Below are 21783 nucleotides of genomic sequence, written 5' to 3' on the forward strand. Positions count from 1 at the left end.
CTGTAGGAGCTGGCTTGCCGGCGATAAAGGCACCGCGTTCCATCAGGTAGACCGCGTTTTCGTTCATCGCCGGCAAGCCGGCTCCTACAGGGAGATCAGAGGATACGCACGCGCAACGAACGGCCCTTGATCTTGCCGTCGTTCAAGCGCTGCAAGGCCTGCTTGGCGACGCCGCGCTCCACGGCCACATAGGCCTGGAAGTCGAAAATCGCGATCTTGCCGACCTGGGCGCCGGGGATGCCGGCGTCACCGGTCAGTGCGCCAAGAATGTCGCCCGGACGGACCTTGTCCTTGCGGCCGCCAGCGATGCACAGGGTGCTCATCTGCGGCAACAGCGGACCACCGCCCTTGGAGGTGAGGTTGTCCACCTGATCCCAGGTCAGCGGTGTTTTCTGCAATTGCTCGATGGCTTGTGCACGCTGCGCCTCGGACGGCGCCACCAGGCTGATCGCCAGGCCTTTCTCACCGGCGCGGCCGGTACGGCCGACGCGGTGGATGTGGATTTCCGAATCACGGGCCAGCTCGACGTTGATCACCATGTCCAGGGAATCGATGTCCAGACCACGGGCAGCGACGTCGGTGGCGACCAGTACCGAAGTACTGCGGTTGGCGAACATCGCCAGCACCTGGTCGCGGTCACGCTGTTCCAGATCACCGTGCAGGCCAACGGCGGAGATACCCTTGGCGGTCAGGTGATCGACGGTTTCCTGAACCTGCTGTTTGGTGAAGCAGAAGGCTACGCAGGACGCCGGGCGGAAGTGGCCAAGTACCTTGGTCACCGCACTCATGCGGTCATCCGGGGAGATCTCGTAGAAGCGCTGCTCGATCTGCGTGTCGTCGTGGAACGCTTCGGCCTTCACTTGCTGCGGATTGCGCATGAACTTCGAGGCCAGCTGCTTGATGCCCACCGGGTAGGTCGCGGAGAACAGCAGGGTCTGGCGACGCTCCGGGGCCTGCATGATGATTTCTTCGATGGAATCGTAGAAACCCATGTCGAGCATGCGGTCGGCTTCGTCGAGGATCAGGGTGTTGAGGCCGTGAAGGACCAGCGAGCCCTTGCGCAGGTGCTGCTGGATGCGCCCCGGAGTGCCGACGATGATGTGCGCGCCGTGCTCCAGCGAAGCGATCTGCGGGCCGAGGGACACGCCGCCGCACAGGGTCAGGACCTTGATGTTGTCTTCGGCACGGGCCAGGCGACGGATTTCCTTGGCGACCTGGTCGGCCAGCTCGCGGGTCGGGCACAGGATCAGTGCCTGGCAACCGAAGTAACGCGGATTGATCGGGTTCAGCAGGCCGATGCCGAAGGCCGCAGTCTTGCCGCTGCCGGTCTTGGCCTGGGCGATCAGGTCCATCCCTTTGAGGATCACCGGCAAGCTTTGCGCCTGGATCGGCGTCATCTGGGCATAACCGAGGGATTCGAGGTTAGCCAGCATGGCGGCAGACAGCGGCAAAGTATTAAATTCGGTGGCGATGGTGGTCACGGGACTGGCCTGCAAAACAAAATGTCGCGCAGTGTACCAGTCCAGTGGCCATTCGCCCTAAGGCTCTATGTGTTCTTCCGGACGTTTGACACGCCGTCCGTCTTGCTTCGAGAGCTGGGAAAAGATGGTCGCCGCTAGCATCGCCATGATTCCAACGGTCACAAAGGTCAGCTGGAACGCGCCCAAAACCGTCTCGACGCCGTCGTTTCCGATCTCCGCCGTGAAGCCGCCGAGCAACGCACCGGCGCAGGCAACGCCCAGGCTCAGGGACAATTGCGCGACCACCGACAGCAGGCTGTTGCCGCTGCTGGCGCTGGCGTCGTCGAGGTCGATCAGGGTCACAGTGTTCATCGCGGTGAACTGCAGGGAGTTGATCGCGCCAAGGATCGCCAGCAGGCACAGCAGCAGCCAATACGGCGTCTGCTCGCTGACCAGGCCCATGCTCGCCAGCATGATGCCCAGTGCCAGGGTGTTGCCGGTCAGCACGATGCGGTAACCCAGACGCTCGATCAGCGGCCGGGCCACCCACTTGGCGATCATCGCCGCAGCAGCCAGCGGCAGCATGCTCATCCCGGCCTGGGACGGCGAGTAGCCCAGCGCCACTTGCAGCAGCAACGGCACCAGAAAGGGCAGGGCACCGCTGCCGAGACGGGCGAACAGGTTGCCGAGAATGCCCACGGCAAAAGTCCGGGTCTTGAACAGCGACGGCGCAAACAACGGGTTCTCGATGTGCCCTGCGCGCAACCAGTACGCCGCCAGGCACGCCATGCCACCGAACAGCAGCAACATCACCCGCAGGTGCGGCAGGTGCAATTCGCCCAGGCCTTCCATGGCGATGGTGATCAGAATCATCGCCGCGCCGAACAGCACGAAGCCCAGGCTGTCGAAACGGGTGCGTTCCGAGCCGCGCAGGTCCGGGATGAATTTCCATACGGCGTAGCATCCCACCAGCCCCACCGGCAGGTTGATCAGGAAGATCCAGTGCCAGGTCAGGTACTGCACCATCCAGCCGCCCATGGTCGGGCCGATCAGCGGGCCGAGCAGCCCGGGAATGGTGATGAAGCCCATGATCCGCACCAGTTCCGAACGCGGGTAGGCGCGCAGCACCACCAGCCGCCCGACCGGCAGCATCAACGCCCCGCCCAGCCCCTGGATCACCCGGGCGCCGATCAGCAGGCTCAGGCTGCTTGACAATGCGCAGAGCAACGAGCCGAGGCTGAACAGCAGGATTGCGCTGAAGAAGATCTTCCTGGTGCCAAAACGGTCGGCGATCCAGCCCGAAGCCGGGATCAGCAAGGCGACCGTGAGCATGTAGGCGATGATCACCCCTTGCATGCGCAATGGGTCCTCGGCCAGGTCGCGGGCCATGGCCGGCAGGGCGGTGTTGAGGATCGTCCCGTCGAGGGACTGCATGAAGAAGGCAATGGCGACGACCCACGGCACCCAGCGGGCGGTGACAGCGTCGAGAGGCGGGCGGTTGGGCATGGGACCTCTTGTCAGTGTGAGCTTTGCTCCGTTCCTGTAGGAGCTGGCTTGCCGGCGATGGCGGACTGTCAGCCAACATCTGCGTTGGATGTGACGGACTCATCGCTGGCAAGCCAGCTCCTACAGGTGTTGCGTTGCTATAGGGTTAACGTCAAACGACTGACCAACGCCCCCGGCAACAACGACGACGCCGTCGCCCGCTGGCTGTACGTACTCGCCGACAGCAACAACTCCCGCTCTGCGGTCAACGCTTCCAGCTGCGAACCGAGCAGGCTGAAGGCGCTGTCATCAAAGCGCATGGTGTTGACCGGTGCTTGAATCTCGCCGTTCTCGACCCAGAACGTGGCAAAGCGGGTCATGCCGGTCAGGCGTGCGGCCGGTTGATCCGAAAAGTTCAGGTACCACAGGTTGCTGATGTACAGCCCCGTACCCAACTGCTTGAGGATGTCCGCGTCAGGCAATGCCCCCGCTTTCATGTTCAGCGCGCTCGGGGATTCACCGCCGCTGGCGCCGTTGGCAGTCAAACCGTACTCCGCGGCGCTGCGCGAGCTGACCAGTTGTGCCCCGGCCTTGCCGTTGACGATCAACCCCAGGTCACTGCGCGGATAACCTTCATCGGAAAACGCCGGGCTCAGTGAGCCGCTGACTTTTTCGTCCAGCGAGACCAGCGGGCTGAACGCGCTGTCGCCACCGTAGAGCCTTTGCAGCGGGCTGCTTTTGCTGGCAATCGACTGTGCCGAGAAACCACCCCAGCACAGCATGCCCATGATTTCTTCCAGCGCCGCCGGTGCCAGGTAAGCACGGTACTGGCCGGGCGCCAACGTGCGTAGCGGGCGTCCCAGAAACTCAAGCTGCTCGCGGGCTTGCTCGAAGCGTTTGGCAAAGCCTTCGCTGTTCCAGTCTTGCCCGGCATAGCTGGCCTTTACCGCCTGGCCGTTCTCGTGGAACAGGCTGAAGTCGAAATTGAAACTGTTGGCCTGATGCCAGCCGAAGGCGCCCGAAGAACTGGCAAAGCCACGACTGATCGGTCCGGCAGCATAGAAACCGACAAGATCCAGGCCTTGGGCGGCCTGGGTGATTTGCGCGACCACCTGTTCGGTGTCCGGCAGCGGTTGGGCCTGCACGTTGTTGCTCTGCCAGCCATTGTGGTTGAGCAGCAGATACGGGTCCGCAGGCAACAGCGGCAAGGTGTCGCGCAGTTGTTGCAGACCTTCGTTCAAGCGTTGCAGATCAACCTGGGGGTCGCCGGCCAACGTGATTTGCAGGTCGGCATGGCGGCCTTCGTTGATCAGTTTCAGGCCGATGCTCGCCTGCTGCACCTGACCGGCCTGACGCACCTTGGCGTGGTTGAAACGTATGAAGGCCGAAGATTCGGCGGCGTAGCTGAGGGTGAACTGTTCGGGCTCGTGAAGCGCTGCACGCAGGCTGTTGACCAGCGCCTTGAACGATGCGGACTGGCTGATTGACGGATGCATCAGACGTCTCCTCCGAATACATCAACGTTGCTGAACACGCAGGCCGGTGACGCGTGGCCGACGCGGATCACCTGGTTCGGCTCGCCCTTGCCGCAATTCGGTGTACCGAGGACCTTGAAGGTACTGGCATCGCCGACGGCGCTGAGGCTTTTCCAGAACTGCGCGGAGATGCCCCTGTAATTGGGATTCTTTACCACCCCCTTGAGTTCGCCGTTTTCGATCAGTTGGCCCCATTCGCAGCCGAACTGGAATTTATTGCGGGCATCGTCGATCGACCACGAGCGGTTGGTCGACATCAGCACGCCGTGTTCGATACCGCCGATCAACTGCTCGATGGACTGATCGCCCGGCTCGATGTTGAGGTTGGCCATGCGATCGATCGGCGGGCGGTTCCAGCCGCAGGCGCGGCTGTTGGCGACGCCGTCCATGCCGGCCCGGAATTGCGACAACGCACCGCCCAGCGGGCGCAGCAACAGGCCTTCGCGGATCAGGAACTGTTTGCTGGCGGGCGTGCCGTCGTCGTCATGGCCATAGCTGGCGAGTTCTTCGGGGATGTCCGGGTCGAAGGTCACGTTGAGCAGACCGGAGCCGTATTGCAGTCGGCCGAAATCTTCGGCTTTGACAAAGCTGGTGCCGGCGTAATTGCGCTCGTCACCCAGAATGCGGTCCAGCTCCAGCGGATGGCCGATGGATTCGTGGATTTGCAGCATCATCTGGTCGGGCATCAGCAGCAGGTCGCGCTTGCCTTGCGGTGTGTTCGGCGCCAGCAGCAGTTGCAGCGCCTGATCAGCCACCTGGGCACCGGCACCGATCAGGCCGCAGCGGCTGATGACGTCCGCCGCGCCTTGCTGGCCGAAGTTCTCGCGACCCAGGCTGCGGGTCTGGCTGTCATTGCCGTCGTAGGCAGTGACGTCCAGGCCGGGGTAAACAAAGCGTTGCGCCTGGCGCAGTTCGGCACCGGCGCTGTTGAGGTAAATCTGTTCGACGTGAGTGATGCCGAGGCTGACCTGCCAGTTCACCAGACGCTCGTCCCTGGGCACGGCGGCGGACTCGGCGCCGAGCAGTTGGTAGCAGTCGCTCAGGGACGGGAAGGGCTGGTCGAGGTTCGGCGAAAAATAATCGGCACGGTCGCTGGAAACAGCCTGTTCACGCAGGTCCAGCAAGGCGTGGGGCTTGAGTCGACGGGCCTGGAGTTCGGCGCGCTCGAGGGCGGCCTGCAGGCCTTGTTGCGACAGATCGTTGGTCGCCGCATAGGCCTCGACGCCATTGACCCGCACGGTCAGCATCGCCCCTTCGTCACGGCTCAGGCTCGGCGGTTCGGCGACGTTCTTGCGCACCGACAGGTACTGCCCGGACTCGCGCACATAACGCAGGGAAAAGAATTCAGCACCCGTGCGCAAGGCAGCGAAGCGCTGCTTGAGCTGGGGGTAGAAGTCGAACATTCGTGAACCTCCTGGGTATGGAGTGGCGGTGCAGCGGTGCGGCGAGGGGATGAAGCGATTGCGCGGCACTAGAGTAGGCCTGCATGGGGGGAGGATCAAGTTTGGATCGGTAGAGGTGTGTTGTTGTTTGGTCGGGCCCCATCGCGGGCAAGCCCGCTCCCACAGGATATGCGTGATATCAAAATCGACGCATGACCTTGTGGGAGCGGGCTTGCTCGCGAATGGCCGTGACGCGGTGTAACGCCTTACGCCGTCTGGCTCACTTCCCGCACCGGCTTGCCCTTCACCGGCGCTCCACCGGCCACATAGTAAGTGGCTGTGCTGCGCGGCAATGGCTTGCGGCCACGGATCTTGTCGGCGATTTTCTCGGCCATCATGATCGTGGGTGCGTTGAGGTTACCGGTGGTGATGATCGGCATGATCGAGGCATCGACCACCCGCAAGCCTTGCATGCCATGCACGCGGCCTTCGCCATCGACCACGGCCATGTCGTCGGTGCCCATCTTGCACGAGCAGGACGGGTGGAACGCGGTTTCGGCGTGTTCGCGGATGAACTTGTCCAGTTGCTCGTCGGTTTGCACCTCGATGCCCGGACTGATCTCGCGACCACGGAAAGCGTCCAGCGCCGGCTGTTGCATGATTTCACGGGTCAGGCGGATGCCGTCGCGGAACTCTTGCCAGTCCTGCTCGGTGGCCATGTAGTTGAACAGGATGCTCGGGTGCTGGCGCGGATCCTTGGACTTCAGCTGGATGCGCCCACGGCTTGGCGAACGCATGGAGCCCATGTGCGCCTGGAAGCCGTGCTCTTTCACGCCGTTGCTGCCGTTGTAGTTAATCGCCACCGGCAGGAAGTGGTACTGGATGTTCGGCCATTCGAATTCCGGACGGGTGCGGATGAAACCGCCGGCTTCGAACTGGTTGCTGGCGCCGATGCCGGTGCCGTTGAACAGCCACTCGGCACCAATGGCCGGCTGGTTGTGCAAGAGCAGCGACGGGTACAGCGAGACCGGTTGGGTGCAAGCGTATTGCAGGTACAACTCAAGGTGGTCCTGCAGGTTTTCACCAACGCCCGGCAGGTCGTGGACCACCGGAATGTCGAGCTTGTTCAGCAGCTCGGCCGGGCCGACGCCGGAGCGTTGCAGGATCTGCGGCGAAGCGATGGCGCCGGAGCACAGCAGCACTTCCTTGCGGGCCTTGACTTCAACACGCTCTTCAGCCGCGCCCACCAGGTAACGCACGCCGACCGCACGCTTGCCTTCGAACAGGATCTTGTCGGTCAGGGCGTGGGTGACGATGGTCAGGGTCGAACGCTTCTTGGCGATGTCCAGGTAACCACGGGCGGTGGAGGCACGACGACCTTTCGGCGTCACGGTGCGGTCCATCGGGCCGAAGCCTTCCTGCTGGTAGCCGTTCAAGTCTTCGGTGCGCGGGTAGCCGGCTTGCACGCCAGCTTCAACCATGGCGTGGAACAGCGGGTTGTTGCCGGCTTTCGGCGTGGTCACGCTGACCGGGCCATCGCCACCGTGGTAGTCGTTCGGGCCGATGTCGCGGGTTTCCGCCTTGCGGAAATACGGCAGGCAGTCCAGGTACGACCAGTCTTCCAGGCCTGGCAGTTTCGCCCAGCCGTCGTAGTCCATGGCGTTGCCGCGGATGTAGCACATGCCGTTGATCAGCGAAGAACCGCCCAGGCCCTTGCCGCGACCGCACTCCATGCGACGACCGTCCATGTGTGGCTCAGGATCGGTTTCGTAGGCCCAGTTGTAGCGACGGCCTTGCAGCGGGAACGCCAGGGCGGCCGGCATTTGCGTGCGGAAGTCGAAACGGTAGTCCGGGCCACCGGCTTCGAGCAGCAGGACGGTGACGCCGGCGTCTTCGGTCAGACGGGTCGCCAAGGTGTTACCGGCCGAGCCGGCACCGATGATGATGTAGTCGAATTCTTGGGACATTGAATGCACCCTCTTTGATGGTGGTCAGGTCGGGCCTCGGCGAGTGCTGCGCACTCGATCGCCGGCAAGCCGGCTCCTACAAGGGCGGGGTAACCGCAGGTTTGGCGAACGACGCCGAACCTGTAGGAGCTGGCTTGCCAGCGATGACGGCCTGGCAGGCAATACAAGACTCGGGTCTTAGAACACCGAGACGTAATCGCCCAGCTCGACCTGTACCGATTTGATGCGTGTGAAGTTGTTCAGTGAGCTGATGCCGTTCTCACGGCCCACGCCCGACTGCTTGTAGCCGCCAACTGGCATTTTCGCGTCGGACTCGCCCCAGGCGTTGATCCAGCAGATACCGGCTTCCAGTTGGTGAATCACGCGGTGCGCGCGGTTCAGGTCGCGGGTGACGATACCGGCGGCCAGGCCGAATTCGGTGTCGTTGGCGCGACGGATCACTTCTTCTTCGGTTTCGTAGGTGAGGATCGCCATCACCGGGCCAAAGATTTCTTCACGGACGATGGTCATGTCGTCGGTGCAGTCGGTGAACACGGTCGGGGCCACGAAGGCGCCTTTGGCGAATTCGCCGTCGGTCAGGCGCTCGCCGCCGCACAGTACGCGGGCACCTTCTTCCTTGCCCTTGGCGATGTAGCCCAGTACGTTTTCCATGTGGGCGAAGCTGACCAGTGGGCCGAAGTTGGTGTTTTCGTCTTCAGGGTTACCGACGCGGATGCGCGCAACGCGCTCAACGATCTTGGCTTCGAAAGCGGCTTTCAGGTGGGCCGGTACGAACACGCGTGTGCCGTTGGTGCACACCTGACCGGAGCTGTAGAAGTTGGCCATCATCGCGGTGTCGGCAGCGCGATCGAGGTCGGCGTCGTCGCAGATGATCAGCGGCGACTTGCCGCCCAGTTCCATGGTCACTTCCTTGAGCGAAGAGCTCGAAGCGCTGGCCATGACTTTCTTGCCGGTGTCGGTGCCGCCGGTGAACGAGACTTTCTCGATGCGCGGGTGCTCGGTCAGCCAGGTGCCGACTTCACGGCCGCTGCCGGTCAGGACGTTGAACACGCCGTTTGGCACGCCGGCTTCGGTGTAGATCTCGGCCAGTTTCAGGGTGGTCAGCGAGGTGACTTCGCTTGGCTTGAAGATCATCGCGTTACCGGCCGCCAGTGCTGGCGCGGATTTCCACAGGGCGATCTGGATCGGGTAGTTCCACGCGCCGATACCGGCCACGACGCCCAGCGGCTCGCGACGGGTGTAGACGAACGAAGTGGTGCGCAGCGGAATCTGCTCGCCTTCGATGGCTGGAACCAGGCCTGCGTAGTACTCCAGCACATCAGCGCCGGTGACGATGTCGACGTAGCGGGTTTCGGAGTACGACTTGCCGGTGTCCAGGGTTTCCAGGGCGGCCAGTTCGTCGTTGCGCTCACGCAGGATTTCCACGGCGCGACGCAGGATGCGCGAACGCTCCATGGCGGTCATGGCGGCCCAGATTTTCTGGCCCTTTTCGGCGCTGACGACGGCGCGCTCGACGTCATCGAAGGTGGCACGTTGTACTTTTGCGAGGACTTCACCGTTAGCCGGGTTGATGGCTTCGAAAGTGGCGTCGCTGCTGGCGTCAGAGTAAGCGCCATCGATGTAGAGTTTTTGCAATTCGAAACGGGCCATAAAGTCCTCGCAAGTGCATCAGTGATTGGCGCGGTCCGGTGGTTGAGCGTTCTGTGTGCTCTAACTCACCTGCTTGGCCAGTTGGAAATCCATGTATTCGTAAGCGATCTGGTGCGCCTGCCCGGTGTCGAAAGCATCTCCCGACAGCGCGCCGCGCAACCACAAACCGTCAATGAGGGCTGCCAGGCCACGGGCTGCACTGCGCGCATCGTCGAGCGGCAGTACGCGGCGGAACTGGCAGCACAGGTTGGAATACAGACGGTGATCGTTGATCCGCTGCAACCTGTGCAAAGACGGGTGGTGCATGCTGGAGGCCCAGAAGGCCAGCCAGGTTTTCATTGCCGGGCCATTGACCTGGCTGGCGTCGAAGTTGCCTTCGATGATCACCTGCAGATGCGCCCGCGGGCTTGCATCTGTCAGCGCCTGACGGCGCGCGGTGACGTTCTCGCTGAGGACACTCATCAGGTACTGCGCCGTGGCAGCGATCAGGCCGTTCTTGTCCTGAAAGTAATGACTGATGATGCCATTCGAGACACCGGCCAAACGGGCGATCAGCGCAATGCTGGCGTCCCCCATTCCGACCTGGTCGACCGCCAGCAATGTGGCTTCGATCAACTGTTGGCGGCGGATGGGTTGCATACCGACCTTGGGCATCTTGCACATCTCCTTAGGCCTTCCGGCAGACGTCAAACGACTACCGGCTTGAGGGCCAGTCTATTTTGTTTTGATTGAACGTTCAATCAACAAAGAATAAGATCTGCGACAAATCGTCGCTGCCTACAGATTTTTCCTACATGTAGCGGCGGAAAAAATGACTTCCGAATCTGCTCGAAACCTACGCGCTGTGGCGCTCAAGGGGTTTCGGGCTTTTTTCGGGGTGTCTTTATATCACCCGCCGGTCGGCTGCCCACTAACCGATTGGTCGGGTAACTCGTTTGCCTTGCGTTCTTCTCTCGCACTGCCCGGAGCATCTGTGCCATGAGTTCTGCCTCGCTAATAAAGACCCCACCGCAGAAGGTGTCGGTCAACGGTTGGGTGTTCTACACCTCTACCGCGTTGATTCTGTTGTTGACCGCCATTCTGATCATCGCCCCGCAAGAGGCCGGCAGAATGCTGGGTACGGCGCAAGCCTGGTTGTCCCGCAGCTTTGGCTGGTACTACATGGTGGTGATTGCCGCCTATCTGATTTTCGTCGTCGGCCTGGCGTTTTCGTCCTACGGCAAACTCAAGCTGGGCAGCAAGGATGACACCCCGGATTTCAGCTACGGCGCCTGGGCGGGGATGCTGTTTTCCTCGGGTATCGGCATCTCGTTGTTGTATTTCGGCGCGTCCGAACCGCTGGACCACTACTTCAACCCGCCGGAAGGCGTGGCCGGCAGCAACCTCGCGGCACGTCAGGCAGTACAACTGACGTTCCTGCATTGGGGCTTGCACGGCTGGGCGATTTACGCGCTGGTCGGTTTGGCGGTGGCGTACTTTGCCTACCGTCATAACCAGCCGCTGGCGTTGCGTTCGGCGCTGTATCCGCTGGTGGGTGAGCGCTGGGTCAAGGGCGCGGCCGGTCATGCGGTGGACGGCTTCGGCATGTTCGTGACCCTGCTGGGTCTGGTGACCAACCTGGGGATCGGTTCGCTGCAAGTGTCGTCGGGCCTTGAAAACCTGTTCGGCATGGAGCACAGCAACACCAACCTGCTGATCGTGATCATCGTGATGAGCACCGTGGCGACCATCGCCGCTGTGTCGGGTGTGGAAAACGGCATCCGTCGTCTGTCCAACCTGAACATCGTGCTGTTCAGCGGCCTGCTGATTTTCGTCCTGCTGTTCGGCCCGACCCTGCACCTGCTCAACGGCTTCGTGCAGAACGTCGGCGACTACCTGAACGGCGTGGTGCTGAAGACCTTCGACCTTTATGTGTATGAAGGCGACGCCGAGAAGTCCGACCGCTGGTTGGGCCTGTGGACCCTGTTCTACTGGGCCTGGTGGATTTCCTGGGCACCATTCGTGGGCATGTTCATCGCACGTATTTCCCGTGGTCGCACGGTGCGTGAACTAGTGGCTGGCGTACTGCTGATTCCGCTGGGCTTCACCCTGGCGTGGCTGTCGATCTTCGGTAACTCGGCCCTGGACCTGGTGATGAACCATGGGGCGGTGGAGCTTGGAAAAACGGCGCTGGAACAGCCATCCATGGCGATCTACCAGTTGCTTGAGCATTACCCGGCTTCGAAGGTGGTGATCGGCGTGTCGATCTTCGTCGGTTTCGTGTTGTTCCTGACCCCGGCGGATTCCGGTGCGGTGATGATGGCCAACCTGTCGTGCAAGGGCGGTACCGTCGATGAAGACGCGCCACACTGGCTGCGGATCTTCTGGTCGGCGGTGATCACCCTGGTGACCATTGGCTTGCTGTTCGCCGGTAACTTCGAAGCCATGCAAACCATGGTGGTACTGGCTGGTCTGCCGTTCTCGGTGGTGCTGGTGTTCTTCATGTTCGGCTTGCACAAGGCCATGCGCCAGGACGTGCAGATCGAACAGGAGCAAGCGGAGCTGGCGGCACGCGGTCGTCGTGGTTTCAGCGAGCGTTTGACCCAGCTGGACCTGCAGCCGAGCCAGTCGGTGGTGCAGCGCTTCATGGACAAGCAAGTGAGCCCGGCGCTGGAAGATGCGACGGCGCAAATGCGTGCTCAAGGCCTGCAGGTTCAGACGCTGTTGGGCAAGTCCAAGCGTTGCATGGGCGTGCGCGTCGAGATGGAAGAGGGCAACCCGTTTGTCTACGAAGTCAGCCTGGACGGTTACCTGGCCACGCCGACTGAATCGGCACAGTCCGATGAGGCGCGTCAGCGTTTCTATCGCGCCGAGGTTTACCTGCATAACGGTAGCCAGGACTACGACTTGATGGGTTTCACCCAGGATCAGATCACCCGTGACGTGCTCGATCAGTTTGAAAGCCATCGGCAGCTTCTTGGCCGGGTTTACAGCTGAGTTGTGAGGGGCGCGGTGTTTCAGCCTGAAACACCGCGCCGCTTTTGTAGGAGCTGGCTTGCCAGCGAATGCCTCACTGCGGTGTACCTGACGCACCGCCTTCGCTGGCAAGCCAGCTCCTACAGGGATAGCGTCGTTACAAATAACGCGATCAAAAAAAAACGCCGCGATTCTCTCGCGGCGTTTTTGTGTCTGTTGCCTTACCCCAGGTTCTTGCCGAGCAGTGCGTGATACAGCTCGCTGTCGCCCAGAATCCCCACCACCTTGTTGTTGTCATGCAGCACCAGCTTGTTGCCGGTCTGATAACGAATCTGCAGCGCATCACGCATGCCGATGTTCGAGTCCACCAGGGTTGGTCGACGACCCAGGCCTTCAACGGCCTGACCCGGCATCCAGTTCTGCAAGTCCAGCACAGACCCGTTCTGACGAGCGCCCTTGATGGTGTTGCCTTCGGCCAGGTCCAGCCACGAATCACCGCCTGGATCCAGGCACACCGAACCGTTGATGCGTTTGCAGTTGTCCAGGGTGCGCATCAGGCTGCGGCCGCACAGTACGTTCAGCGGGTTGGTGTGGGCCACGAAGGTCCGCACGTAGTCGTCCGCCGGGTTGAGGACGATCTCTTCCGGTTTGCTGTACTGGATGATCCGGCCGTCTTTCATGATCGCGATACGGGAGCCCAGTTTCAGGGCTTCGTCGAGGTCGTGGCTTACGAACACGATGGTCTTGCTCAGCTTGCGTTGCAGTTCCAGCAGTTCGTCCTGCAGACCCTGGCGGATCAGCGGGTCGAGTGCCGAGAACGGTTCGTCCATCAGCAGGATGTCGGCGTCCATCGCCAGGGCGCGGGCCAGGCCCACACGTTGTTGCATACCACCGGACAGCTCGTTGGGTTTCTTGTTGCGCCACTGGGTCAGGCCCACCAGCTCAAGCTTGTCGTCCACCAGTTTGCGTCGTTCCTTCTCGGGCCGACCCTGCATTTCCAGGCCAAAGCTGATGTTCTCGCGAACGGTCAGCCAAGGCATCAGGGCGAACTTCTGGAACACCATCGCGATGCGTTTGGTGCGCATCATTTTCAGTTCGGCCGGGGTGCAGGAGGCGATGTCGATCTGCTTGCCTTCGTGCTCGACGAACAGCTTGCCACGGCTGACGGTGTTCAGGCCGTTGATGCAGCGCAGCAGGCTGGACTTGCCGGAGCCGGACAGGCCCATCAGTACGCAGATTTCACCTTTTTCGATATCCAGGCTGGCTTTTTCAACACCGACGATCTGCCCGGTCTTTTTCAGGATCTCGTTGCGAGTCATGCCCTGATCCAGCAGCTTGAGCGCCTCGCGTGGATCTTTGGAGAAGATAACGTCAACGTTATCGAAGCGAATAATGCTCATGCGTCACCCCCTACCTTGGCGTCGGGTTGTTTGCAGATACGGTCGAGCATGATCGCCAGCAGTACGATCGCCAGGCCTGCTTCGAAGCCCAGGGCGATATCAGCAGTGTTCAGTGCGTTGACCACCGGTTTGCCCAAACCATCGGCGCCCACCAGTGCCGCGATCACCACCATCGAAAGAGACAGCATGATGCACTGGGTGATGCCTGCCGCGATGCTTGGCATGGCGTGGGGCAGTTCGATTCGCGAGAGCAGCTGACGCCGGGAGCAGCCAAAGGCCTTGCCGGCGTCCATCAGTTCTTCCGGAACATCGCGGATACCCAGGTAGGTCAGGCGGATGGGCGCGGCAATCGCGAACACCACCGTCGAAATCAGGCCCGGGACCACACCCAGACCAAAGAGGGTCAGGGTAGGAATGAGGTACACGAAGGTCGGTACGGTCTGCATCAGGTCGAGTACCGGACGCATTAAAGTATAGAACATCGGCTTGTGCGCGGCGACGATGCCCAGGGGCACGCCGATGACCACGCAGACCAGGGTGGCGAACATCACCTGGGCGAGGGTTTCCATGGTTTCCTGCCAGTACCCCAGATTGAGGATCAGCAGAAAGGAGGCAACGACAAACGCGGTCAGGCCCCATTTGCGTTGAATGAAGTGTGCCAGTAGAGCGATCAGGCCGATCAGCACCAGCGGGTTGAACCAGGTCAGCGCAAACGTCACGCCGTGGATCATCGTTTCCAGTGTCACGGCGATTGCGTCGAAGGTGCTGGCGCCGTGTTGCGTCAACCATTCAACGAAGCCCGCGATGTACTGGCCTAGAGGTATTTTCTGATCAATCAGCATGGTAGTGAACGTCCGCATGCAAGGAAATAAACAGCCCGGACGGCTTGGGCCGTCCGGCATAAGCGATTACTGCAGTTTGGCTTTCACGGCCTCCAGGCCAGGTTTACCGTCAATGGTGGTCACGCCAGCGAGCCAGGTATCGAGCACCTGTGGATTCTTTTTCAGCCAGGCCTTGGCGGCCGCGTCAGGCTTCATCTTGTCGTCCAGGATGTTGCCCATCAGTTCGCTTTCCATGTCGACCGTGAACTCCAGGTTTTTCAGCAACTGACCGACGTTGCTGCATTCCTCGGCGTAGCCCTTGCGGGTGTTGGTCGCCACAGTGGCGGCGCCAAAGTCGGGGCCGAAGAAATCGTCGCCGCCGGTCAGGTATTGAATCTTGAAACGCTTGTTCATCGGGTGCGGCGCCCAACCCAGGAACACCACGGCGGTGTCGCGTTTCTGCGCGCGGTCGACCTGCGACAGCATGCCGGCTTCGCTGGACTCGACGACCTTGAAGCCCGCGTCCTTGAGGCCGAAGGCGTTCTTGTCGATCATCGACTGGATCAGGCGGTTGCCGTCGTTGCCAGGCTCGATGCCGTAGATCTTGCCATCGAGTTCTTTCTTGAATTTGGCGATGTCGGCGAAGTCATGCAGCCCCTTGTCGTACAGCGCTTGAGGGACGGCGAGGGTGTACTTGGCGCCCTTGAGGTTGGTACGCACGGTATCCACGGTGCCGGCATCGCGGTAGGCCTTGATGTCGTTTTCCATGGTCGGCATCCAGTTACCCAGGAACACGTCCATGTTCTTGCCGTCGGCCAGCGACTTGTAGGTCACGGGCACGGAAATCATGGTGGTCTTGGTCTTGTAGCCGAGGGCGTTGAGCACGACGCTGGTCGTCGCGGTTGTCGCGGTGATGTCGGTCCAGCCGACATCGGAGAAGTTTACGGTATTGCACTGCGCCGGTTCTGCAGCTTGCGCCAGAACCGGCAGACTAAGCATGGCGGCCAACAACAACGACGGGGAACCTTTCATGGATGGACTCCTTGGTGTTTTTTTTGGCAGTGTTCCGACTGGACCACCGCACTTATAGGTTGCGGTTGGATGGCGTTCTGGAGACAGCTCTACCACGGCGCCTTGCAATCGAGTCGATATGATCATGTACCAGTGAAAATCTGACGCCTACAGGGCGCGTCGTATCCAGTACAGGGATGGTCGCATCCAGTGTCGGTGACGTCGTTTACAGATTTTTTCAGCCCTTTTTTCCCCTCTGAACCGCAAAAAAACGGCGAAAACACGGCGTAAAAGACACGCGGCGTTGGTGGGCATGAGTGCGTCGGTTAGAGACGTCGAACAACACGATAAAAGCTTGATGATGCGGTCATCTCGACGGATTGCAGCTTGAGCGTAGCAGCTCCGTCACCGTGCGCTTTGGCGTGCGCAGTGGGCCCATTCAGGAGTTCGGCAGTCATGGCTATCAGTGTTTTCGACCTGTTCAAAATCGGCATCGGCCCTTCCAGTTCGCACACCGTGGGGCCCATGCGGGCGGCGGCGTTGTTTGTGCAGGACCTGCGTGAGCGCGGGCTGCTGGAACAGGTGCGGCGTGTCGAAGTCCAGCTGTTTGGCTCGTTGTCGGCCACCGGCATCGGCCACGGCAGCGACAACGCGGTGATCATGGGCCTGATGGGCGAGTGGCCGGATGCGATCGATCCGTCGCAAATCGGCATCCGTATCCAGGCTTTGCGCGAAACCCACACGCTATTGCTCGACGGTCGCCTGTCGGTGCCGTTCGTCTGGGCCCGGGACATGCGCCTGATCGACGAAAACCTGCCGTTCCACCCCAACGCCATGACCCTGATTGTCGAAGGCGATGACGGCGAATTGCATCGCGATACCTACTATTCGGTCGGCGGCGGTTTTGTCGTCGATGAGGCGCAAGCCTCCAGCGGTGTCGTGGATCTGGATCGCACCGTACTTCCTTATGACTTTTCCAGCGCCGCCGAGCTGTTGCAGCTGTGCAAGAAGCACAACCTGCGCGTGGCTGAATTAATGATGGCCAACGAGAAAGTCTGGCGCAGCGAAGAGGAAATCCGCAGCGGCCTGATGAAGCTCTGGCGCGCCATGCAGGATTGCGTCGAACAGGGCCTGAAACACGAAGGTATCCTGCCCGGCGGGCTGAACGTGCGTCGCCGCGCGGCCAAGCTGCATCGCAGCCTGCAGGAACTGAACAAACCCAACGTGATTGGCTCGACCTTGAGCGCCATGGAATGGGTCAACCTGTTCGCCCTGGCGGTCAACGAAGAAAACGCCGCCGGCGGGCGCATGGTCACGGCACCGACCAACGGCGCGGCGGGGATCATTCCGGCAGTGCTGCACTACTTCATGAAGTTCAGCGAGGCCGTGACCGACGCCAATGTCGTCGACTACTTCCTCGGTGCGGCGGCGGTGGGCATCCTGTGCAAGAAGAACGCCTCGATCTCCGGTGCCGAAGTCGGTTGCCAGGGCGAAGTCGGTTCGGCCTGCGCCATGGCGGCCGCCGGGCTGGCGGAAATCCTTGGCGCCACGCCAGAGCAACTGTGCAACGCGGCGGAAATCGGTCTGGAACACAACCTCGGCCTGACCTGCGACCCGGTGGGTGGACTGGTCCAGGTGCCGTGCATCGAGCGCAACGCGATTGCAGCGGTGAAGGCGATCAATGCCGCGCAGATGGCGTTGCGGGGCGATGGCCAGCACTTCATTTCGCTGGACCGGGTGATCCGCACCATGCGCGATACCGGTGCCGACATGCATGACAAATACAAGGAGACATCGCGGGGCGGGTTGGCGGTGAGTGCTGTGGAATGCTGACACCGCGCTGACTTCATCGCTGGCAAGCCAGCTCCCACAGGTTCTTCGGTGTAGCTGATATCTCGATCACACCACAAATCCCTGTAGGAGCTGGCTGGCCAGCGAAGAGGCCAGCGGCGGTGAGTACTGTTGAATGCTGGCACCGTGCTGACTTCATCGCTGGCAAGCCAGTTCCCACAGGTTCTTCGGTGTAGCTGATATCTCGATCACACCACAAAACCCTGTGGGAGCTGGCTTGCCAGCGAAGGGGCCAGACCAGTCAAAATTGCGCGTTAAGTGAACACCCGCTCGAAAACGCGCCACCTTTTAGCGCGTCGCTCACAGATAAATCGCCTCGCCAGTGATCGGGCGCCAACTCGCCTTTGACCGCCCGTCACCCGTGCTTGCGGTGACACTCCTTTCCAGTGCGGCGCAACGCTGTTCCCACAAGTGCTACCGAATTGCTCACCGCTCGTGAGCCGGGGCGCTTGCCAGTCCTGATGGCCATTTAAATCCCCACGCCTTGCAAGACATATATAGACACATCCCGACGTCGTTTTTAGGAGTTATTGAACGCGCATTCAAATTTAGGCATGGCAATTGCTCTGTCATTACAAAGCCCGTCTCCCACGCGAGAACGATGGCAATAAAAAGAGCCTCCGCCTGAGGCCATCACCCGCTTTGTGTGAGGAGATACCGCGATGACGACGTTCAACTCCGGGGCCCAACCCCAGAACCGTGCGCCTCAATCCATCGGCTTTCTGCTGCTGGACAATTTCACGCTGATTTCTCTGGCCTCCGCAGTGGAACCCCTGCGCATGGCCAACCAGTTGTCCGGTCGCGAGCTATATCGGTGGACCACCCTCACCGTCGATGGCGGCCAGGTCTGGGCCAGTGACGGCCTGCAGATCACCCCCGACGCCTCCATGCACAAAGCCCCGCCAATGGACACTGTCATCGTGTGCGGCGGTATCGGCATCCAGCGCACGGTGACCCGTGAACACGTGTCATGGCTGCAAAGCCAGGCCCGCCAGTCCCGCCGCCTCGGCGCGGTGTGCACCGGCAGCTGGGCCCTGGCCTGCGCCGGCCTGCTCGACGGCTTCGATTGCAGCGTGCACTGGGAATGCCTGGCAGCCATGCAGGAAGCTTTCCCGCGTGTAGCCATGAGCACCCGCCTGTTCACCCTCGACCGTAACCGTTTCACCAGCTCCGGTGGCACCGCGCCGCTGGACATGATGCTGCACCTGATCAGCCGCGATCACGGCCGTGAACTGTCGGCGGCCATTTCGGAAATGTTCGTCTACGAGCGCATCCGCAACGAGCAGGATCACCAGCGTGTGCCGCTCAAGCACATGCTCGGCACGAATCAGCCAAAACTGCAGGAAATCGTTGCGCTGATGGAGGCCAACCTCGAAGAGCCGATCGATCTCGACGAACTGGCCGTCTATGTCGCGGTATCCCGTCGTCAGCTCGAGCGCCTGTTCCAGAAATACCTGCACTGCTCGCCGTCGCGTTACTACCTCAAACTGCGGCTGATCCGCGCTCGGCAACTGCTCAAGCAAACGCCGATGTCGATCATCGAAGTGGCGTCGGTGTGCGGTTTTGTGTCCACGCCGCACTTCTCCAAGTGCTACCGCGAATACTTCGGCATTCCGCCGCGTGACGAGCGCGTAGGCTCCAACACGACGCAGCAAGTGGCGATGATGCCGCTGCCGCAAGCCTTGGTGCTGTCGCCGTTGTCCGGGCCGTTGTCGGCGCTGAGCCAGGCGCGTAATGAGTCGACGTTTGCAAGCGTAAGGCTTTAAATCATTGTGGCGAGGGGGCTTGCCCCCGTTGGTCTGCGCAGCAGACCCAAAACCATTCACAGAGTCGTGTCAGTTGGAACACTGTGATTGGATTGCGACCGCTTCGCGGTCGAACGGGGGCAAGCCCCCTCGCCACAGAAAACCCCACAAGTCCTGATTGTCTAATCTCGAAAATCAGGTGCGGTGGCTTTGCTGATACTCCGCCAACGCTGGCAACAACTGCTTGTCGATCGCCTGACGCACTGCTGGCAGGATCGTCGCGCTGCTGGTGTACATCTGCTTGACCATGGTCCGCAGGGTCATCGCCCGTACATCGTTCAAACCCCGTACAGCACACTCGCAGGCCTGCTCGGCGGTGGCGCCGGTGGGCACCTCGAACCCCAACGACTTGAGCTGGCCCAACAGGTCTTCCTGGTCTATCAAATCGGCGTGCATCATGACGCAATCCTTCTTCAGGGAACGGTGTCGTGGCTCGATTCTGGTAGGGCCACGCAGTAGCGGCAAGGGCGAATTGTCGCAATGGCCGCAATGGCTATGAACAGGTCGTTTTCGACTAACTTGCCGTGCGCAGGAGTGGGCACACTGGGCTCAGCTCGCTTCACGAAGGTTTGGTCACCCTCGCACGGCGGCTCCTCAACAGTACCCTCTGCCTCGATCCTGTCACGGCTTGATCGGGGCTTTTTTTGTCTGTGAATCAATGGGTTTTGTATCGATTAATAGACCGCTTTCGCGAGCAAGCCCGCTCCCACAGTTGACCGAGTCCCATCAGGGGAATGCGGTCGAATGTGGGAGCGGGCTTGCTCGCGAAGAACGATGACGCGGTCTAGCGTTGCAACACCAGAATCCGCGACAACAACTCATCCCGGTCAACATAGCAGCCCTGGAAATGCCGCGCCCCGGAAGCGGGGTCGAAGGCGTTGCGGGCGTGCAGGGTGCGGCGGTTGTCGAAGCACCACAGCTCACCGGGATTGAGCCGCTGCATCAGGCGGAACCGGGGTTCGCGCGTCATCGCGATGAAGCGCCGGTAGGCGTGATAGAGCTTGGGCATCTGTTCCACCGAGGTGTCGAACGGTCCGCGCAGAAAGTTCGCCATGCGGATTTCCGATACCTGCCCCAACGCATCCAGGGCGATGATCGGCGCGAGGCAGCGGTAGTCGCTGTGGCGGTCCTTGTTGCGAAACTCCACGGGAATTTCGCAAAGGCTTTTGAATGACTCCGGGTCTTCGCGACGCAGTGCATCGGCGATGGCAAAACCGTCGACAAAAATGCTTTCGCCGCCCTCGGCGTCATTGACCAGGCAATGCAGGAATTGCAGCCCCGGTTGCAACTCCCGGGTCGGCAAATCGCTGTGCAGCGGCAGGTTGAAGGCGGTGTAGGCGTTGCTGTCGGCATCGGCCTTCGATTGCACGTTGAACAGCACGCCGAAATTGCTTTCGCGGATGAAGGAAATCCGTTGCGCGATCAGCTTCAGCGAGCCGGGCTCGGTGGGCACGCCACGAACCTGGGTCAGGCCGACATCGCGAACCGCCAGCAGCCATTGCAGCAACGCCTGCGGGTCGTTCATCAGTGCCTGATATTCGAACACCGGCAACTGCAAATCACTGTGCCAGAGCCTGGCTTTGGGCTTGCGCGCCAGGCGTTCGGCGCGGGATTCATCGTCATAGGCGTGGGCGCGCAGCCAGCCGGGATCGAAGCGGCTGGCGTGGCCATCCTGCCAATCCACCGACAGGCAACCTTCGGTGTCGAGGTGTACGGCGTCAGGCATCAGGTTTTGAGCCACATCGACGATTTCCAGCACTTGCTCGCGGGTCACGGTGTAGACGCACTGCGGGCACGGGCAGTTATCCCGCAGCCATTGATGGTGGAAAGGGCTGACGCGATCGTCGGCCCACTTCACCAGAATCCGGTCCGCCAGTGTCTGCACGCCAGTCAGCGCGCTGATCAACGGATAGGTACGAAAGTCGGCAAATGCAGCGGCGGTGTTCATGGCGATCTCCTTGTTATTTTTTTGGGGGTAATGCGATCACTCGGCCAATGTACCCGGGCGTTGGCAGGTCCGCCTGTTCAGCGACAATGGCTTGCAACCGATTCAAGGACTGTTCGCTGAACGGGGCCGAGCGTGGTCCGGCGAGATCCACGTGCAGCAGCATCTGTTCGTTGCCCGCAAGCTCCTGGGCATCACCGACCCGATGCAGGCTGTGATAGAGGTGCAGGCGTTTGCTGTCGTGGGCAATGATTTGGGTGTGCACTTCGACTTGGGCGTCGAGTTTCACTTCGTGCAGATAGTTGAGGTGCAGTTCGAGAGTGAACAACGAGTTGCCACTGGCTTCCCGGCTGTTGCTGTCCAGGCCCAGGCGATCCATCAAGGCATCGGTGGCGTAGCTGAAAATCAGCAGGTAGAAGGCGTCGCGCAGGTGGCCGTTGTAGTCGACCCAGTCGGGGATGATGGTGGTTTGGTAGGTGGTTAGGGTGGGCATGATGTCTGATCCAACATTGGTGG

The 21783-nt window shown here is 61.1% G+C and carries 16 protein-coding genes; 3 read left to right on the forward strand and 13 right to left on the reverse strand.

Annotation, left to right across the window (positions count from 1 at the left end):
• Nucleotides 1–95: 95 nt before the first annotated feature.
• The 7 genes from dbpA to betI all read right to left on the reverse strand — a co-directional run bounded on the left by dbpA (nt 96) and on the right by betI (nt 10133).
• The gene (gene dbpA / locus AB7M25_RS02600; protein WP_238540823.1) at nt 96–1433 is read right to left on the reverse strand and encodes an ATP-dependent RNA helicase DbpA; all 1338 of its coding nucleotides are present in this window, start codon (nt 1431–1433) and stop codon (nt 96–98) included.
• A gap of 105 nt (nt 1434–1538) precedes the next feature.
• Entirely contained in the window at nt 1539–2981 is a 1443-nt protein-coding gene (mdtD, locus tag AB7M25_RS02605) for a multidrug transporter subunit MdtD (protein ID WP_429388508.1), read from the reverse strand.
• 122 nt (nt 2982–3103) lie between these two features.
• The gene (locus AB7M25_RS02610) at nt 3104–4441 is read right to left on the reverse strand and encodes a TldD/PmbA family protein (RefSeq protein ID WP_429388485.1); all 1338 of its coding nucleotides are present in this window, start codon (nt 4439–4441) and stop codon (nt 3104–3106) included.
• On the reverse strand, nt 4441–5883 hold the full coding sequence (locus AB7M25_RS02615; RefSeq protein WP_429560384.1) for a TldD/PmbA family protein: 1443 nt from the start codon (nt 5881–5883) through the stop codon (nt 4441–4443). Before AB7M25_RS02615 ends, AB7M25_RS02610 begins: the two co-directional genes overlap by 1 nt.
• Before the next feature lie 245 nt (nt 5884–6128).
• The gene (gene betA / locus AB7M25_RS02620; protein ID WP_429388487.1) at nt 6129–7829 is read right to left on the reverse strand and encodes a choline dehydrogenase; all 1701 of its coding nucleotides are present in this window, start codon (nt 7827–7829) and stop codon (nt 6129–6131) included.
• A 177-nt stretch (nt 7830–8006) separates the two neighbouring features.
• Nucleotides 8007–9479: a betaine-aldehyde dehydrogenase gene (gene betB, locus AB7M25_RS02625; RefSeq protein ID WP_007975485.1), complete on the reverse strand. Its 1473-nt coding sequence runs from the start codon at nt 9477–9479 to the stop codon at nt 8007–8009.
• A gap of 60 nt (nt 9480–9539) precedes the next feature.
• Nucleotides 9540–10133, reverse strand: a complete 594-nt coding sequence (gene betI / locus AB7M25_RS02630; protein ID WP_454236955.1) for a transcriptional regulator BetI — start codon at nt 10131–10133, stop codon at nt 9540–9542.
• Between the two features lie 381 nt (nt 10134–10514).
• On the opposite strand from betI, the gene AB7M25_RS02635 reads away from it, so the two are divergent.
• Nucleotides 10515–12455 (forward strand): BCCT family transporter, encoded by a 1941-nt coding sequence (locus AB7M25_RS02635; RefSeq protein WP_240629017.1) that lies wholly within the window; start codon nt 10515–10517, stop codon nt 12453–12455.
• 200 nt (nt 12456–12655) lie between these two features.
• Here the strand turns inward: AB7M25_RS02635 and choV are convergent, their stop codons facing one another.
• The 3 genes from choV to AB7M25_RS02650 all read right to left on the reverse strand — a co-directional run bounded on the left by choV (nt 12656) and on the right by AB7M25_RS02650 (nt 15687).
• The gene (gene choV / locus AB7M25_RS02640) at nt 12656–13834 is read right to left on the reverse strand and encodes a choline ABC transporter ATP-binding protein (protein ID WP_218473364.1); all 1179 of its coding nucleotides are present in this window, start codon (nt 13832–13834) and stop codon (nt 12656–12658) included.
• The gene (gene choW, locus AB7M25_RS02645) at nt 13831–14676 is read right to left on the reverse strand and encodes a choline ABC transporter permease subunit (protein WP_104450084.1); all 846 of its coding nucleotides are present in this window, start codon (nt 14674–14676) and stop codon (nt 13831–13833) included. The genes choV and choW overlap by 4 nt, the downstream gene beginning before the upstream one ends.
• Nucleotides 14677–14742: 66 nt before the next feature.
• Nucleotides 14743–15687: a choline ABC transporter substrate-binding protein gene (locus AB7M25_RS02650; RefSeq protein ID WP_429388489.1), complete on the reverse strand. Its 945-nt coding sequence runs from the start codon at nt 15685–15687 to the stop codon at nt 14743–14745.
• Nucleotides 15688–16122: 435 nt separating this feature from the next.
• Between AB7M25_RS02650 and AB7M25_RS02655 the strand changes: the two genes are divergently transcribed.
• Nucleotides 16123–17499: an L-serine ammonia-lyase gene (locus tag AB7M25_RS02655; protein ID WP_429388491.1), complete on the forward strand. Its 1377-nt coding sequence runs from the start codon at nt 16123–16125 to the stop codon at nt 17497–17499.
• A 680-nt stretch (nt 17500–18179) separates the two neighbouring features.
• A complete protein-coding gene (gene gbdR, locus AB7M25_RS02660) occupies nt 18180–19283 on the forward strand; it encodes a choline metabolism transcriptional regulator GbdR (RefSeq protein WP_007975492.1) in 1104 nt (367 codons plus the stop codon).
• Nucleotides 19284–19457: 174 nt separating this feature from the next.
• On the opposite strand, the gene AB7M25_RS02665 is transcribed toward gbdR, so the two are convergent.
• From AB7M25_RS02665 to AB7M25_RS02675, 3 genes are all read right to left on the reverse strand, one after another.
• Nucleotides 19458–19721, reverse strand: a complete 264-nt coding sequence (locus AB7M25_RS02665) for a hypothetical protein (RefSeq protein WP_218481214.1) — start codon at nt 19719–19721, stop codon at nt 19458–19460.
• A gap of 385 nt (nt 19722–20106) precedes the next feature.
• Entirely contained in the window at nt 20107–21270 is a 1164-nt protein-coding gene (locus AB7M25_RS02670) for a gamma-butyrobetaine dioxygenase (protein WP_429388492.1), read from the reverse strand.
• Nucleotides 21271–21283: 13 nt separating this feature from the next.
• Nucleotides 21284–21760: a thioesterase family protein gene (locus AB7M25_RS02675; protein ID WP_104450079.1), complete on the reverse strand. Its 477-nt coding sequence runs from the start codon at nt 21758–21760 to the stop codon at nt 21284–21286.
• Between the last annotated feature and the right edge of the window lie 23 nt (nt 21761–21783).

This window comes from Pseudomonas sp. AP3_22 TE3818 (assembly GCF_053628995.1).

Coding starts and splice junctions, on each gene's coding strand:
- dbpA (WP_238540823.1), bottom strand. CDS start 1,433: ATGCTGGCTAACCTCGAATCCCTCGGTTATGCCCAGATGACGCCGATC.
- AB7M25_RS02610 (WP_429388485.1), bottom strand. CDS start 4,441: ATGCATCCGTCAATCAGCCAGTCCGCATCGTTCAAGGCGCTGGTCAAC.
- AB7M25_RS02615 (WP_429560384.1), bottom strand. CDS start 5,883: ATGTTCGACTTCTACCCCCAGCTCAAGCAGCGCTTCGCTGCCTTGCGC.
- betA (WP_429388487.1), bottom strand. CDS start 7,829: ATGTCCCAAGAATTCGACTACATCATCATCGGTGCCGGCTCGGCCGGT.
- betB (WP_007975485.1), bottom strand. CDS start 9,479: ATGGCCCGTTTCGAATTGCAAAAACTCTACATCGATGGCGCTTACTCT.
- betI (WP_454236955.1), bottom strand. CDS start 10,133: ATGCCCAAGGTCGGTATGCAACCCATCCGCCGCCAACAGTTGATCGAA.
- choV (WP_218473364.1), bottom strand. CDS start 13,834: ATGAGCATTATTCGCTTCGATAACGTTGACGTTATCTTCTCCAAAGAT.
- choW (WP_104450084.1), bottom strand. CDS start 14,676: ATGCTGATTGATCAGAAAATACCTCTAGGCCAGTACATCGCGGGCTTC.
- AB7M25_RS02650 (WP_429388489.1), bottom strand. CDS start 15,687: ATGAAAGGTTCCCCGTCGTTGTTGTTGGCCGCCATGCTTAGTCTGCCG.
- AB7M25_RS02655 (WP_429388491.1), top strand. CDS start 16,123: ATGGCTATCAGTGTTTTCGACCTGTTCAAAATCGGCATCGGCCCTTCC.
- gbdR (WP_007975492.1), top strand. CDS start 18,180: ATGACGACGTTCAACTCCGGGGCCCAACCCCAGAACCGTGCGCCTCAA.
- AB7M25_RS02665 (WP_218481214.1), bottom strand. CDS start 19,721: ATGATGCACGCCGATTTGATAGACCAGGAAGACCTGTTGGGCCAGCTC.
- AB7M25_RS02670 (WP_429388492.1), bottom strand. CDS start 21,270: ATGAACACCGCCGCTGCATTTGCCGACTTTCGTACCTATCCGTTGATC.
- AB7M25_RS02675 (WP_104450079.1), bottom strand. CDS start 21,760: ATGCCCACCCTAACCACCTACCAAACCACCATCATCCCCGACTGGGTC.